12 protein-coding genes and 1 pseudogene are annotated in these 14,748 nt (G+C 46.3%); 8 read left to right on the top strand and 5 right to left on the bottom strand.

The genetic code is table 11. The annotated features are described in order from the left end of the window. The first annotated feature begins 11 nt into the window (after positions 1 to 11). The gene (locus AC0L6N_RS19355; protein ID WP_473476985.1) at positions 12 to 1,118 is read left to right on the top strand and encodes a Fic family protein; all 1,107 of its coding nucleotides are present in this window, start codon (positions 12 to 14) and stop codon (positions 1,116 to 1,118) included. Positions 1,119 to 1,131: 13 nt separating this feature from the next. On the opposite strand, the gene AC0L6N_RS19350 is transcribed toward AC0L6N_RS19355, so the two are convergent. Beyond that, a complete protein-coding gene (locus AC0L6N_RS19350; RefSeq protein WP_473476982.1) occupies positions 1,132 to 1,353 on the bottom strand; it encodes a histidine kinase in 222 nt (73 codons plus the stop codon). After that, entirely contained in the window at positions 1,346 to 2,389 is a 1,044-nt protein-coding gene (locus AC0L6N_RS19345; RefSeq protein ID WP_011576867.1) for a GGDEF domain-containing protein, read from the bottom strand. The genes AC0L6N_RS19350 and AC0L6N_RS19345 overlap by 8 nt, the downstream gene beginning before the upstream one ends. Positions 2,390 to 2,681: 292 nt before the next feature. Between AC0L6N_RS19345 and AC0L6N_RS19340 the strand changes: the two genes are divergently transcribed. Then, complete coding sequence (locus AC0L6N_RS19340; RefSeq protein ID WP_473476980.1) at positions 2,682 to 3,755, top strand: S66 peptidase family protein; 1,074 nt, start codon at positions 2,682 to 2,684, stop codon at positions 3,753 to 3,755. Between the two features lie 52 nt (positions 3,756 to 3,807). Here AC0L6N_RS19340 and AC0L6N_RS19335 read toward each other — a convergent pair whose 3' ends face one another. Genes AC0L6N_RS19335 through nagB-II form a run of 3 tightly spaced genes read right to left on the bottom strand, consistent with a single transcriptional unit; the run spans position 3,808 to position 7,280 of the window. Continuing rightward, on the bottom strand, positions 3,808 to 5,148 hold the full coding sequence (locus tag AC0L6N_RS19335; protein ID WP_473476978.1) for a sugar MFS transporter: 1,341 nt from the start codon (positions 5,146 to 5,148) through the stop codon (positions 3,808 to 3,810). Positions 5,149 to 5,164: 16 nt separating this feature from the next. Further along, positions 5,165 to 6,295 carry an N-acetylglucosamine-6-phosphate deacetylase gene (nagA, locus tag AC0L6N_RS19330; protein ID WP_473476976.1) on the bottom strand — a complete coding sequence of 377 codons (1,131 nt, stop codon included), beginning with the start codon at positions 6,293 to 6,295 and terminating at the stop codon, positions 5,165 to 5,167. Between the two features lies 1 nt (position 6,296). After that, positions 6,297 to 7,280, bottom strand: coding sequence for a glucosamine-6-phosphate deaminase NagB-II (gene nagB-II / locus AC0L6N_RS19325; RefSeq protein WP_473481387.1), 984 nt, complete (start codon positions 7,278 to 7,280; stop codon positions 6,297 to 6,299). Between the two features lie 155 nt (positions 7,281 to 7,435). Between nagB-II and AC0L6N_RS19320 the strand changes: the two are divergent. The 6 genes and pseudogenes from AC0L6N_RS19320 to AC0L6N_RS19295 all read left to right on the top strand — a co-directional run bounded on the left by AC0L6N_RS19320 (position 7,436) and on the right by AC0L6N_RS19295 (position 14,610). Further along, a pseudogene (locus AC0L6N_RS19320) lies at positions 7,436 to 8,601 on the top strand (DUF819 family protein). A gap of 12 nt (positions 8,602 to 8,613) precedes the next feature. Continuing rightward, positions 8,614 to 10,026, top strand: a complete 1,413-nt coding sequence (locus AC0L6N_RS19315) for an SH3 domain-containing protein (RefSeq protein WP_473476974.1) — start codon at positions 8,614 to 8,616, stop codon at positions 10,024 to 10,026. 6 nt (positions 10,027 to 10,032) lie between these two features. Beyond that, entirely contained in the window at positions 10,033 to 11,613 is a 1,581-nt protein-coding gene (locus tag AC0L6N_RS19310; protein WP_011576860.1) for a sodium:solute symporter, read from the top strand. After that, positions 11,610 to 12,497 carry a glucosamine kinase nucleotide-binding domain-containing protein gene (locus AC0L6N_RS19305; RefSeq protein WP_473476972.1) on the top strand — a complete coding sequence of 296 codons (888 nt, stop codon included), beginning with the start codon at positions 11,610 to 11,612 and terminating at the stop codon, positions 12,495 to 12,497. Before AC0L6N_RS19310 ends, AC0L6N_RS19305 begins: the two co-directional genes overlap by 4 nt. 17 nt (positions 12,498 to 12,514) lie before the next feature. After that, positions 12,515 to 13,438, top strand: a complete 924-nt coding sequence (murQ, locus tag AC0L6N_RS19300) for an N-acetylmuramic acid 6-phosphate etherase (RefSeq protein WP_011576858.1) — start codon at positions 12,515 to 12,517, stop codon at positions 13,436 to 13,438. Beyond that, positions 13,435 to 14,610: an exo-beta-N-acetylmuramidase NamZ family protein gene (locus AC0L6N_RS19295; RefSeq protein ID WP_473476969.1), complete on the top strand. Its 1,176-nt coding sequence runs from the start codon at positions 13,435 to 13,437 to the stop codon at positions 14,608 to 14,610. The genes murQ and AC0L6N_RS19295 overlap by 4 nt, the downstream gene beginning before the upstream one ends. Positions 14,611 to 14,748 lie beyond the last annotated feature (138 nt).

The following is a 14,748-nucleotide window of genomic DNA, read 5'->3' as shown; positions in this document are numbered from 1 at the left end:
TGGAACACATTATGTATATCGAAAAAGTATGGCCAAGCAATAATGCAAACTACCGATGCTTAATGCCTGAAAGTCTTGCCAATCAAACTTGTGCATTAGCGTTACCAACACCACTAGTATCGACGTTTCTAGAAACGCATTGTCAAGTTGGCAACTTGCAGCGTTTTACGTCACGTTATTTAGCTGGGGGGTTCAGCCTAAAGCAGGGCAGGTTAGTCTCTCGAAAGCGTCTATCGCTGATGCGTTTGGGCTTTAAGCGCAAGGATGAGTTGGCTGAATCTGTAACACTACAATCCGAACGGTATCGAAGCGCTTTACAATCATTACGCAAAAGACCACTTACACTGGGCACTTTGTGTGAAGTGCATAAGTCACTTGATCCTCATCATCACAATGGAGGGCGTTTCAGAGATGTGCAAAATTGGATAGGAGGGCGCTCACCCGATACGGCGCATATCGTTCCACCGCCCCCTGAAAAAGTCTCGGATTTAATGACTGATTGGATTAACTACGTTAACGATATCGAACAAGTAGGCATTGAAGATATCATTATGTTATCCAATCAATTTATTCTGATCCATCCATTCAATGATGGTAATGGGCGCCTTAACAGAGCAATAGTTGATGCACTTTTGAGTCAAATTATGCGGGATGAAAAGGCATATATCAGTCCATTTCTATTTCGTTTGGCTCACCAACATAATGGTTACTTAGATGCGCCAAGTGCTATTATGCAAGGGCAATGGCAGCAGGTTTTTGATTTTTGGGATGAGGCTATTCAATGGAGTATCAACACGACTGAGACCTTGTGCAAAAGGCTTATAGTGGCAAATTCATTCATTCAAAAAAAACTAACACTAAGACAACTCAGCCAGCATGCAGCCACTTTACTGTCGCACATCTCAGAGCAACCGATCGTTACTCCTGCTTATCTTTCAGGACAATTTGGATGGACATTGCTCGAAGCCAGTACAGCGATTACTGAACTGCTGGAATGCGGGATTTTGAATGAGCATAGGGTGAAAGAACCTATTAACACCATTATTTATGATTGTCAGGAAATATTCGACGCGTGGATGGAAATGGATGAAGTGTTGTTCCGTGTATCGAGTTCATAGTTAGTCACTACCGCTAGGGGCGATCAGGCGCCGCTAAATTACGGATTTTGCCTAGCTCTCGGTCACATTCCCGGCATTGCTGTAAAATGACTGAAAAAGCATTTTGCAGTTCCTGATTACTGGCTTGCCCTTCAAGTAGCATATTCCCTAACTCTGCGTGCAGAGCGATGCTGTTTAGGGGGTTCCTGACATTGTGGATGTGTTTACGAATTTGACTTGCTTCGTCGTTATTCATGATCATTTTCGCTTTTTAATTGGGCTGGAAGTTCAGGAATTTGAGAATGGCTCACACGATTTTTGCCAGCATGTTTGGCCGCGTACAATTGCCTATCGGCTAGTTCAATCAGCTCTTCCACTGTCATCTGTGTCGGTTGTTCGTGTTTTGCTTCAAACACTGTCAACCCTATGCTGATGGTCACTCTGTCGGCTGCACTCGCCCCTTGATGTTCAATATTTAAGCTCCTGACGGTTTGTAACAGTTTATTAGCCATCACAAGCCCACCATCTAAGTCTGTATCAGGCAACACCATGGCAAATTCTTCACCGCCGTAGCGACCGACGAAATCTGTTTCTCTGCGACGAACTGATTGGATAGCCTGAGCTACTCGTTTCAAGCAATCATCACCTTGCATATGGCCGTACAAATCGTTGTACGGTTTAAAATCATCAATATCGATCATCATTAAGGTCATACAGCGACCAAATCTGATGGTTGATGCAAAGTGTTGCAACAATACTGTATCCAACTGGCGACGATTTGCCACGCCCGTTAAGCCATCAACACTGGATAATATTTCTAATTGCTTACGGTAGTACACCAGCTCCATATGATTGCGTACCCGGGCACGCAGAATGGTCAAATTAACCGGCTTGGTAATGTAATCTACAGCGCCTAACAGTAGGCCGTGGGCTTCATCGTCGGTGCTGTCAGAGGCAGTGACAAAGATGACCGGGATGTGCGCGGTTAACGGGTTCGATTTCAATTCAGTGCAAGCGTCATAGCCGTGCATATCGGGCATGTCTAAATCCAGTAAAATTAAATCTACTGACTCTTGCTGGGCGTGTATTAATGCGTCCGTTGCGTTATCGAACATAACAACTTGGTATTGAAATTCAAACAGCGCATTCATCGCCTGTAAATTAGAATGATAATCGTCCACCACCATTAGGGTTTGCTTGCGCAATTCGCTATTGGCAACGGACGTACCGGCTGTCAATGCGGTTGCACTAGGTTCGATGTCCTGGTTGGGGCGTAATTCAGATACGCTCATGGTGGTTTCCCCATTCTTATGATTGTAATTCGATGTTTAAACGACTCTTTAAGCAGCTTAGATGCCACTTTAGATGATAACCTATAACATATTGATATTTTTTGCTTTTTAGGCGGGTATTGATGGTTAAATATGCGCTTGAGCGAGTGAAAATTGTAGTCTTTACATACTGCACAGGAGGGATCTACCAAATACTCGTGACTACAATATTCCTAATTTTTCTTTAAATTGTAATAATTACTTCTTTTTGCTCAGTCACTTATTTGCTAAGTTAAACAAAAAAGCGAGAAATATGATGATAGTCCGACGAACGTTACTCAAAGCCTTTATTACTTCTGCGATGGCGAGCGCGTTGATTCCGCTTACATCAGTAAGTGCCGCATCTTTGGCTGATGCTGGTGAGCGCTCAGTAAAAATTCGTAAACCCAAGCGCTTAAAGGCAGGCCAGACAATTGGGCTTATTGCTCCAAGCAGTAATACCTGGGAAGACGAAGAGATCTACTTCGCCATGGATATTATTCGCTCTTTTGGTTTCAAGGTGAAAACGGCCACTCATCTATTTGATCGTACAGCATATTTAGCGGGTACCGATAAAGACAGAGCGAACGACGTAAATAGCATGTTTGCTGATAATACCGTAGACGCTATTTTTTGCTTACGTGGTGGCTATGGCTCGCCACGAATTTTGCCTTATTTAGATTATGACCTCATCCGCCAAAACCCCAAGGTGTTTCTCGGTTATAGCGATGTCACTGCGCTGCTTAATGCGATTTACACTCGAAGCGGCATCATGACCTTTCACGGACCTATTGCGAAACAGAGCTTTACTGAGTACACCTTAGGTGAATTCAAAAGCGTGTTGTTCAATCCTGTGAAGAGTATGCCACTGGCCACACCGCCGGTGTTTGAACCCGCCGAAGGTCAAGCCGAGAAAGACAACCGTCTTACAACCGTTACCGAGGGGCAGGCATCGGGCGTATTAATTGGTGGCAATCTGTCGCTTATGGTGAAGTTAGTGGGTAGCCCTTATGAGCCAGATTACGCAGGCAAGATCCTATTCTTAGAAGACGTTGAGGAAGCGCCCTACCGGATCGACGGTATGCTAACCCACCTTAAACTGGCAGGTAGATTGGACAAGGTAGTAGGTATAGTGTTTGGTAAATGTACCGATTGTCAGCCGAGCAGCGGCCCGTCCTTTAGCGTTGAACATGTTCTAAAGGACCGTTTGGGTGACTTGAACGTGCCTGTGCTAAGTGGTGTGATGATTGGTCACATTAAAGATATGGCGACCGTACCTGTTGGCGCAATGGCAACACTTGATGCGAGCAAGCAACAATTAACGCTAGATGAAAGCGCGGTGCTTTAACACCGCGTTTAACCATCTATTTCGCGGCATAACTCCTAATAAACGCCGTTACTTACGACCAACTACGCATTTTATGACCATAAAATGCGTAAAAACCTATCATTAAATAACCCGGTAATAGTATCCAATAAGCTTGTTGGCTATTACTCGCTTGAGCCAATTGCCCATAAATAATTGGCATCAGCGCGCCCCCTGCAATACCCATGATTAAAATCGCAGAGCCTTTTGGGGTAAAACGCCCCAAATCCGCTAGGGCTAAAGGCCACAGCGTTGGCCACACCATGGCATTGGCCAAGCCCAGTAAGGCAATTAACGCGACGCTGTTTGGAATGACGGCGATCCCGGTCCATCCCCAGAGTAATTGCGCTAGCATGGTTTGCTCATTTGACGAGAACAGCAATAAAACAGTAATAACCAAACCGCTAATGGCACTGATGCGCAGGGCATTTGCTTGTGATACAAAGCGTGGGATACACACCAAGCCAAGAAAGTAACCCAACACCATAAAGCCCATAGTGTATGACGTGAGCGTGGTGGCGTTAGCGACTCCTATGCTCGCACCATATAAACCAATCGTGTCGCCGGCGATAACTTCCACCCCCACATAAAAGAACAGTGCGATGGCGCCAAGCACTAGCTGGGGAAATTGCCAAATTACGCTTTTAGTTTGATGACGAGCGCTATCTTCAAGCGCGTCTGACTCGTCATTGACAGGAGACTCTAGTAAAGCCAAATCGGGCAGCGAAATACGCGACAAACCACCGGCTAATGCTAGCAAGGCAATGGCCATACCCACGTATGGCGTAATCAATTGATGAGCCATGCTTTCGATTTGCAATTGCTGTTGCTCTGCAGGCAACTGATTGACAGTCGCTAGGTTGATGTCGCTAAAGCCGCCTAATACCCATGCGGTGAAAAGAATAGGCGCTAATATACCAGCGCCTTTATTGAGTAACCCCATAATCGCGATGCGCGCAGCAGCACTTTTGGTTGGCCCGACATTGACCACATAAGGGTTAGCAGCAGTTTGTAAGATGGTTAAGCCGCTGCCAATAACGAACTGCGCCACAAGGAATATCCAAAATTCTTGCAGTAACGCTGCAGGGATAAAACCGAGCAAGCCAAGGGCAATAATGCTTAACCCTAATACCATGGATGACTGATACCCGACCTTTTCCAAGATCATAGCCATGGGCAACGCCATCACCACGTAGGCAAAGTAAAAGCACGATGCAATCATCAGAGCTTGAGTTTCAGAGAGCTGACACACCACTTGTAAAAAAGGGATCAGTGCGCCGTTTAACCAAGTTACAAAGCCGAATATAAAAAACAGCAGTGCAATAATGCACATGGGCATAATGCTTGAGCGCGGCGCAGAAGTAGTGAGTGTCATGGGTTGTCCCTTATTCTTATGATTGTGGAATGAATTGACCTGATTGGCATAATGCCGTGATATTTAGCGCATCATCTAGTACAACAAAGTCCGCTTTTTTGCCTTTGGCAATAACGCCATGGGTGTCTTGTAAACCCAGATACTGAGCAGGTGTGGTACTGGCCATTGTGATGGCGTCTTCAAGAGGAATATGTAAATCGCGCACCGCATTTTTGATCGCGCTAAGCATGTCTAAATGGGAGCCTGCTAGCGTACCATTATCTGTGGTTAGTTTATTGCCAACGCGCGTGATCTTCTGTGTACCGAACATAAAGCTGTCATCGTCAGTGCCGATTAATCCCATGGCATCGGTAACCAGCATCATTCTTTCTTTCCCTTTGATTTTAATCGCTATTTCACTGCAAATTGGGTCAATGTGGTAATGATCTAGAATTAAGCCCGCATAGGTATCTGGTGTATTTAGCGCCACCCCTACCATGCCAGGTGCGCGTGACAGCATGGCTGACATAGCGTTGAATAAGTGAGTGAACCCATCTGCGCCGGCCTCAATTGCCTTGAGTACGGTTTCTGCATCAGCGTTGGAGTGGCCTAGGCATACTTTCACTCCATGCTGGCACAATTGTGTAATCACGTCTGGGCTAACATTTTCCGGTGCAAGTGTCACAATCACTTTCCCCAAATCTTTGCGTAAATAAAGGGCTAATTCATCATCTGTGATAGGGCGAATAAAGGCTTCATCATGCACGCCTTTTTTCGGTTTGCTTAAGTGTGGTCCTTCAAAATGCACCCCAAGGATCCCAGCCACATTTTGGTCAATGGCCTCAGCCATAATCTGTGCTGCGTGTTGCATGACAGGCAGTTCATCCGTGATCAATGTTGGCATTAACCCTGTGGTACCAAATTTGCGATGAGCTTGGCTCATCTGGGCTAAAGCTGCTGTGGAAGGTGACTGGTTAAACAGTACGCCGCCACCCCCGTTAACTTGTACATCGATAAAACCAGGTACCACTGAACCGGGGTAAAACGCCAAATGGGCGTCATTAGAAGATGTTGCTGTTATATTTTGGATGGTGTCTTGTTCAACGATTACAGTTTGGTTATTCAACCAGCCGTTTGAGGTCAGTAAGCGCTCACATCTAAATTGCATATCAATGGGTCTCTGTTATTTTTTTAAGGCCCTGAGGTCGGTCTGGATCTCGACCATAAGCTTGAGCGATACGCTCAATGTCTACATAGAAACGCAATACCACCAATAACGGCAGGCAACGAGGGTGCAGTGTAAGCTTAGGGTGCGACAGAGATACAACGCGACCCCCTTGTTGGGCGAACGTGTGTATCTGGTTACTATGCACGTCAGTTGTTTCATCTTCAACTTGAACATCAATGACATGGAGTTGATTAGCAAGCATGGCCGACGGGCCGTGCATAAACTCGGCGCTGCTGAAAGCTTCACAGTGTATCGCCAGAACTTCTTTTAATTTCAGCGCCATTTCACGGCTGATAGCGTAACCAAAACCGCGTCCTAACATGACGCAATGTCGAATCTCGTGCAGTAAATCAGGCGTTAGCTGCGCAGGCTGTGCGAGTACCTGTTCTAACGCGTCCGGCAGATTAGTAAGGCTATCGAGTAGCGCGGTGTTGTTATTCCAGTAGGCGCACAATTGCAGTAATGCACTCAAACTGGCTAAGTAGCTTTTGGTTGCGGCAACCGATTGCTCTAACCCCGCCCCCATTGGCAATACATAATCAGCTGCTTGGGCTAGGGGAGACTGTTCGTCGTTTACCAAGGCCAAACACATAGCGCCACTGGCTTTGGCTGATTTCACTTGATTCACAATATCAGGGCTACGGCCAGACTGGGAAATGGCAATCACTAAGGCGCCTTGGTGATTGACAGATTTATGGTAAATACCGAACACCGAAGGGGCAGACGCCATAACGGGTATGCCTAGCTCAGTTTCTAATAAGTATTTAGCGAAAACACCTGCGTGATCAGATGAACCACGGCCAATCATTAATACATAACTGGGTTTTCTCGCTTTTATTTGGCTGACGAGTGTTTCACACTGCTCGGCGTTACGAATGAGTTGCTGACGTATAACAGATGATGTTTGCGCCGTTTCTTGCGCCATGAAGCTACTCAATGGGAACCCCTTTTATGTTGATAAAGTGTACAGTGGATTTAGAATAATAAATTATTCTTTATTTTTCTATATTTTATAATAGTTATTTACAAATAGTCTGCAACTGGGTACTGTTTGGTTACTGCAAACTAACCACTTTTTTTATGATCACGACTGCCTTTGCATACATCAGTGTTTTACTCTTTATCGCGGGGGGACTAGCCCTAGTAGAAGAGAAAACCCGTTGGAAGTTATTCCATTATCTACCCGCCATCGTATTGCTGTATTTCACAGTCATGATGATGTCTACGCTGGGTTTATGGAGTAAAACAGCAGAGATCAATCAGGCGTATTCTTCCCTTAAGGCAAATATTCTTCCGGCTATGATCTTCTTAATGTTGCTGGACGCTGATTTACGTCAAATTAAACGCTTGGGCGGCAAGATGCTGTTGGCATTTTTTGCCGCAGCGATCAGCATTGGTTGTGCATTTGTCATTGGTTTTGCGCTATTTAAAGGCTTTTTAGCCCCAGATGCGTGGAAAACGCTAGCGGCGCTAAGCGGCAGTTGGATGGGCGGCACAGGTAATATGGCTGCGGTGCAAGCGGCGCTTAATGTGCCTGATTCCAGTATGGGTTACACCTTGCTAATTGACTCAATTGATTACGCCATGTGGGTCATGTTTCTGTTGGCGTTGGTTCCCCTCGCGAATCGTTTCAATCATTGGACTAAAGCTGATGGTAAAGCCTTAGAAGAAGTCAGTGCCAATTTAGCCAGTAAACAACAGGAATACACAGGCAATAAAACCACCTCTATGTTGGTTTTGCTGTCTGGGGCAATGTTGGTCTCCATCCTATGTCAGCATCTTGCTGCTGCTTTGCCTGTGACAGAATTTTTTACTAAAACCGCATGGACTGTGATGTTGGTCACCGTTTTGGGTGTTATTTGTGCAATCACTCCCATCAGCAAAATGTGGGGGGGAAAGAGTTATCATCCCTCATGCTGTATCTCATTATTGGCTTGATTGCTTCGCGTGCTAATTTCAACGAATTAACCCAAGCGCCTATATATATCTTGCTTGGCTTATTTATTTTGGCTGTTCACGGTGGGCTTATGCTACTGGTGGCCAAGCTGTTCAAACTTGATTTATTCACCTGCGGTATCGCGTCGTTGGCCAATATTGGCGGCGTGGCATCTGCTCCTATACTTGCTGCTGCTTATTCTCGAGCGTTAATCCCTGTGGGCGTGTTAATGGCCATGTTGGGTTACATAGTTGGCACCGGCGGCGGCTTATTGGTAGGGCGAGCGTTAGCATGGCTAAGCGCAGCGTAAACGGAGAACAATATGAAACGTATTTTATCAATCGGGCTGTTACTGGCATGCGCTTTAAGTGCGACTGCATTGCCTGCCAGTGCTCTACAGCATCCTACCAAAGACCTGCAAAAGAATTGGGGAACTGATGTGATGAATGTAACACAAGCTCAGTTGCACGCTGATCACTGGGAGCAGAAGCTAAAAAGTCCTGAACAACTAGTCATGACCCAAGAACAGATCAATGCGCATAACCAAGGGTTAATTGAGCATAACCGTTTTGTTAGCGATCCCCTAAGTAGCCCAGATTCACTTACTGACAAACAACTCACAGCGAAAATTCACAGCATCAGCAAAGTGCCCAAAAGTGCGCGCTATTTTGTTGGTGGACGCCAGTTAAGTGCTCAAGATTATGAGCTTTATCAAGACAATATGACTTTTGCCCCAGCACCGAATGGTCACAAAGTGGGATTTGGCTTAATGGTAAAGCGCGCAGCACTGCGTACCTTTCCAACCGATGATAGAGTGCTGAACTCAGGGATGGATGTGGACCTTGACCGTTTTCAAGAAAGCGCTTTGTTTCCAGGGGACGCAGTTGCGATCCTAACCTACAGCAAAGATAAGCAGTGGGCATTGGTGCAAGGGTTTAATTACCTCGCTTGGACAAGAGTCGAAAATTTTGCCCTTGGTACTAAACAGCAAGTTGCTGAATTTAAAGGCGAAAGCGATTTCGTTGTGATTACCGGAGCCAAGGTGTTCACTCAATACGTGCCTGACATGCCAGCAGTGTCTGAGCAACAACTTGACATGAGTGTACGTTTGCCTTTAGTTAGCGAAAATGAAGTGCCAACCGCGTTATACGCCCAAAACCCTTATGCCAATTACGTGGTTTGGTTACCCACTCGTACACCGCAAGGGAAGTTGAGCTTACAAAAAGCCCTTATCGGGCGAAGCCAAGACGTGCATTTGGGGTACATGGCATACACCAAAGCGAACGTTATTCGCCAAGCCTTCAAGTTTTTAGGTGAACGTTATGGTTGGGGGCATGATTATAACGGCCGTGACTGCACGGGGTTTGTGGGAGAAATTTATCGCTCGTTCGGCATTTTAATGCCACGCAACTCTGGTGACCAGGGTGGAACAGACTTCGGTATTGATAACCGGTTTTCCAAGCAATCCCCTATGGCAGATAAACTAGCGGCCATTGACGATTTAGAAATAGGTGACTTACTTTATATTCCTGGCCACGTGATGCTCTATTTAGGCGATGAGCAGGGCCAACCGTTTGTGATCCATGACGTAAAAGGCTTGGCGTATTTTGATGAGCATAAAAAGCTCTACAAAGGCACCTTAAACGGTGTGTCCGTCACGCCTTTGTTACCCCTTCGCCTGTCGGAGAAAAACAGCTATGTGGATCGTCTCTACAACATTAAGCGTATACGGTAAGCATTAATGAGCGCACAGTATTCTGGTTTAGATTGGTTAGTTTTTGTTGCTTATGGCTTGTTGCTACTGGGCTCAGGTTGGTTTTTTAATCGCCGCTCAGCAAACAGCCAAGATTACTTTCGTGGTGGTAACACTATGCCTGTATGGGCGGTGGCCATATCTGTGCTCGCCACTTCGCAATCTGCAGCCACTTTTTTAGGCGGCCCCGACCAGGGTTACCGCGGTGATTTGTCTTATTTAGCGACTAACTTAGGCGCGTTTGTGGCGGCGTTCTTTGTTGCCACTTTTCTTATTCCTAAGTTTTATAAATTTAATGTGTACACCGTATACGAATTGCTTGAAGTACGCTTTGGCCCCACAGCGAAGAAACAAGCAGGTTTGATGTATTTATGTGGCCGTATATTCGCGAGCGGGGCTCGTTTGTACATGGCAGCGATTGCCGTATCGATGATTTTATTTGCCGACATTGAAGCATCACATGTAGTGGCTGCAACCTGCATTTTGACAGTCGCTGGTCTGATGTACACAGTGTATGGCGGCATCAAAACAGTGATATACAGTGATGTAATTCAATGTTGTGTGTATGTGGGGGCAGCGGTAGCGGTTATTTATTGTTTGCTGGCGGCGATCCCCAGTGATATGTCCAGCATCATGGCGGTGCTTGCCGAGCCAGGAGCTGGTCAAGCATCGAAGTTGGCGTTATTCAAATTTGATTGGGATTTCAGCCCCTCGGGCGTGTTTAACATCTGGTCAGTGTTTACTGGTTTTGTGTTGCTAAATATCGCCGCATTTGGTCTTGACCAAGACATGACCCAGCGCGTGCTAACGTGTAAAAATGCCAAAGAAGGCAGTAAAGCCATGCTGTATTCCATTGTTATGGTGATTCCGATCATGCTGCTTTTCATTGTTATTGGCTTGTTGCTATATGTTTATTACCAGCGCCCAGATTTAATGCATAGCGGTGCTGCAGGCGAGGTTTTACCGACCTTTGAAGGTGAGCCAGTCACTATTTTTATGTACTACGTACTCAATCATATTCCTGCTGGCGTGAAAGCGTTAGTAACCGTTGGCATCATTGCTGCAGCGCTATCGACACTTAATTCAGGGTTGAATTCTATGGCATCAGTGCTGGTGCAAGACATTTACGCACCTTGGCAAAAGAAGAAAGGTAATCGCCATAGTGACATGCATTTCGTCAGCGCTGGGCGCGTGGCTATGGGGTTGGTAGCTGCAGCACTAGGCGCTATGGCCTGCTTATGCTTTTATTGGCAACAATATACTGACACACCACTTTTACAGTTTGCTTTGGGTGTCATGGTGTTCTCGTACAGTGGCTTATTAGGTGTGTATTTCACCGCCATCTTCACTAAGCGCGGTAGCCCACAAAGCGTGTTAGCGGCGCTCATTTGCGGTTTTATGACGACGCTTTTATTTCAGCCTTATATTATGACGCTGTACTTACCACAAGACTGGATAGTGCACATTGGATTTACTTGGCAACTTTGTATCGCCACATTGGTCGCAAGCCTAGTGTGTTTATCAGGCAAAGGCAGCAGCGAATCGCAATTTCAGGGACAGGAAGCATGAACCATTCAATTCAATTCATACTTGGCTTAGACGGCGGGGGCACAAAAACGGTTGCCCGGCTCGTTGACTTACAAACCTCAATGCAGTGGCAAGTGAATGCTGGGGCAACGTCTCTGAGTAATGATTACTCCTTGGCGTTAGCCAGTATTACAGATGCTTGCAGGCAATTATTAGAGCAGGCGGACTGCAGCGCCGAGCAGGTATCGGCTGTGTTTGGTGTCGCCGGTGCCGGGGATAAATCCTTGGTGGTTAAATTAGAGCGTGAGTTAGCCTTCAAATTTGCCAAATTAAGTGTGGTGTCTGACGCCAAGACCTCCTTGTACGGCGCTAATGCTGGCCATCCAGTGGCTGTTGTAGCACTCGGGACAGGGTCGGTTGGTATGCGTATGGATCATAACCGCAACGAAAAGATGATAGGCGGGTGGGGTTTTTGTATCGGTGATGAAGGTGGCGGTGCGAAACTTGGCTACTTAGCGGTTCAAAAGTTGCTGTTGGAAATGGACTTGAATGGGGTAGCAAAAAGCACGTTAAGTTTGTTTGTGGCCAGCCAAATTGGTTACAGTCGCCATTCAATCTTGCAATGGTTAGCGATGGCGAAACCAGCTGATTTCGCAGCGCTTGCGCCACATGTTTTCAACCTAAAAGAAGAGTGTGTGGTGGCGTTAGAAGTACTCACTGCCCATGCCACCATGATCGAAAAATTAATCAAGCGTACCTGCGGCTCAAGTGATTTACCCTTGGTGCTCATGGGTGGTCTGGCTGAACCGAGCCAAGGACTGCTAAGTGCGACTTATCGCAATTTAATTGTGCCAAGTAAGGGAAACTCTCTTGATGGCGCTTGTTTGTTGGCAAAGCAATTGTGCTCGCCTTCATCCACTAACTAACCGAACGTAATCAATTTATGACTCAAGTAAATTTGCTCAGTGAATTAAATAGCATCGCTTCTGAAGGGCGCAACATAGATACGCTCGACATAGACACTTTGCCCACTCTAGCGATTTTAGAAAAAATCAATCAGGAAGATCATAAAGTTGCTGCTGCGGTGAGTGCAGCAATGGCGGATATTACCTCTGGAGTTGAAGCTATCGTATCAAGTTTTAACCGAGGTGGCCGTTTGGTTTATATGGGCGCCGGTACGAGCGGGCGCTTAGGCATACTCGATGCGGTAGAGTGTATGCCAACCTTTAGCGTGCCAGAGGGAATGGTTATCGGCTTGATCGCGGGAGGCGAAAAAGCAGTGATACACGCCGTTGAAGGTGCAGAAGATGACCGAGCAATGGGCGTAGCTGACTTAAAAGCCCTTAATTTTAGTGATAAAGATACATTGGTGGGTATTGCTGCCAGTGGCCGTACGCCTTATGTGGCTGCAGGTTTAGAGTACGCCAAGCAGTGTAAAGCAACAACTATTGCAGTAAATTGCAGCCCTAACTCTGTCATCGGTCAGATAGCAGATATTGATATTTGTGCCCAAGTGGGCCCTGAAGTCCTGACCGGGTCTACACGCTTAAAATCAGGCACTGCCCAGAAACTCATACTTAATATGCTTAGCACGGCCAGCATGATCCGCATTGGTAAGACTTATCAAAACCTAATGGTGGATCTTAACGCCAGTAATCAAAAGTTGTATGCACGAGCGGTACGTATTGTGATGCAAGCTACTGACTGCGAAGAGCAAACCGCATATGAAGCCCTTGATCACGCGAATAAAGAAGTCAAAGTGGCGATTTTAATGATACTTACAGGTGTTGATGTGCAACAGGCTCGCGAAAAGCTTGCTCAGAAGCAGGGTTTTTTGCGCCATGCCATGTCGCAAGGTGAGTCATGAAGCTCATCTACTTAGCGCTATTTACCTTATTGCTAAGTGCATGTGTGACTTCTTCTCAGGTAGAAAAGGGTAGCCCTGAGGCCATCAAAGTTGCTGCCCAGCGCTCAGAAGCATATCTGCCGCAACTAAAAGGTAAACGTGTCGGCTTAGTGGTAAATCAAACATCCATGGTGGGCAACAGACACTTAGCGGATTATTTGCTTGATGAGTCAGTCAACGTCGCGCGAATCTTCGCGCCTGAACACGGTTTTCGTGGTGATCATGATGCAGGAGCGCACGTAAACAGCGAAATAGATGCAAAAACTGGTATTCCTATCACCTCTATCTACGGCAAATTTAAAAAGCCGCCAGTGGAAATGTTACAACAACTTGATGTGGTGATATTTGACATTCAAGACGTGGGCGTGCGTTTTTACACTTACATCAGTTCGATGCACTACATGATGGAAGCCGCAGCAGAGGCGGGTATTCAGTTTATGGTCCTAGACCGCCCCAACCCTAATGGGCGTTTCGTCGATGGGCCAATACTCGAGCCTAAATACCGCTCGTTTGTGGGCATGCATCCTATCCCCGTTCTACATGGTATGACGGTAGCTGAACTCGCACGTATGATCAAAGGCGAAGGCTGGATAAACCAAGCGCAATCGCTTGATTTGGTCACCATTCCAGTCGCTAATTACTCCCGTAATATGCACTACTCACTACCTGTTGCCCCGAGCCCGAATTTACCCAATGACCAAGCGATTGGTTTATACCCAAGTCTGTGTTTTTTTGAGGCTACGCCTATTAGTGTCGGCCGCGGTACTGACTTTCCATTTCAGGTGTTAGGGTTTGACGATATTGAGTTAGGCGAATTTGCGTTCAGCCCAGAATCACGCCCTGGTAGCGCGCTGCACCCCAAGCTAGAAGGGAAGGCTCTACAGGGGATAGATTTGCAAGAAAGCCCTGAGCGAGGCCTTAATTTAACCTGGCTGGTGGGGGCGCAGCAGCAATTTTCTAGCCGTGGTATGCACTTATTTGACCGAGCTGATTTTATGGATAAGTTAGCCGGTACAGATTCACTGCGTAACGCCATAGAAGCAGGCCAAAGCGCTGGCGAAATTAAACAAAGCTGGCAAGCAGGATTGGCCAACTTCAAAAAACAACGTCAGCCCTACTTGCTCTACCCTTAAAATATTTATTCAATAGCGCTCAAGTAAGCAACTGTGCTTCGTGTCTGCGCGGCTCAAAAGCAAACTTAGGTAAAGACATCAGACATATCTAAATCTCTGTGGTTAAATACAGCTTTTTTCACTTAAAGCACGATATAA

Source organism: Paraglaciecola sp. G1-13 (assembly GCF_055809255.1).
The sequence above is the reverse complement of the archived record's forward strand: the minus strand, read 5'-3'. Positions and strand labels throughout refer to the sequence as shown.

Bases quoted from the DNA above. Each gene is read 5' to 3' on its own strand.
- AC0L6N_RS19310 (WP_011576860.1), top strand. From the start codon at position 10,033: ATGAGCGCACAGTATTCTGGTTTAGATTGGTTAGTTTTTGTTGCTTAT.
- AC0L6N_RS19315 (WP_473476974.1), top strand. From the start codon at position 8,614: ATGAAACGTATTTTATCAATCGGGCTGTTACTGGCATGCGCTTTAAGT.
- murQ (WP_011576858.1), top strand. From the start codon at position 12,515: ATGACTCAAGTAAATTTGCTCAGTGAATTAAATAGCATCGCTTCTGAA.
- AC0L6N_RS19350 (WP_473476982.1), bottom strand. From the start codon at position 1,353: ATGAATAACGACGAAGCAAGTCAAATTCGTAAACACATCCACAATGTC.
- AC0L6N_RS19295 (WP_473476969.1), top strand. From the start codon at position 13,435: ATGAAGCTCATCTACTTAGCGCTATTTACCTTATTGCTAAGTGCATGT.
- nagA (WP_473476976.1), bottom strand. From the start codon at position 6,295: ATGCAATTTAGATGTGAGCGCTTACTGACCTCAAACGGCTGGTTGAAT.
- AC0L6N_RS19305 (WP_473476972.1), top strand. From the start codon at position 11,610: ATGAACCATTCAATTCAATTCATACTTGGCTTAGACGGCGGGGGCACA.
- AC0L6N_RS19340 (WP_473476980.1), top strand. From the start codon at position 2,682: ATGATGATAGTCCGACGAACGTTACTCAAAGCCTTTATTACTTCTGCG.
- AC0L6N_RS19345 (WP_011576867.1), bottom strand. From the start codon at position 2,389: ATGAGCGTATCTGAATTACGCCCCAACCAGGACATCGAACCTAGTGCA.
- nagB-II (WP_473481387.1), bottom strand. From the start codon at position 7,280: ATGGCGCAAGAAACGGCGCAAACATCATCTGTTATACGTCAGCAACTC.
- AC0L6N_RS19355 (WP_473476985.1), top strand. From the start codon at position 12: ATGTATATCGAAAAAGTATGGCCAAGCAATAATGCAAACTACCGATGC.
- AC0L6N_RS19335 (WP_473476978.1), bottom strand. From the start codon at position 5,148: ATGACACTCACTACTTCTGCGCCGCGCTCAAGCATTATGCCCATGTGC.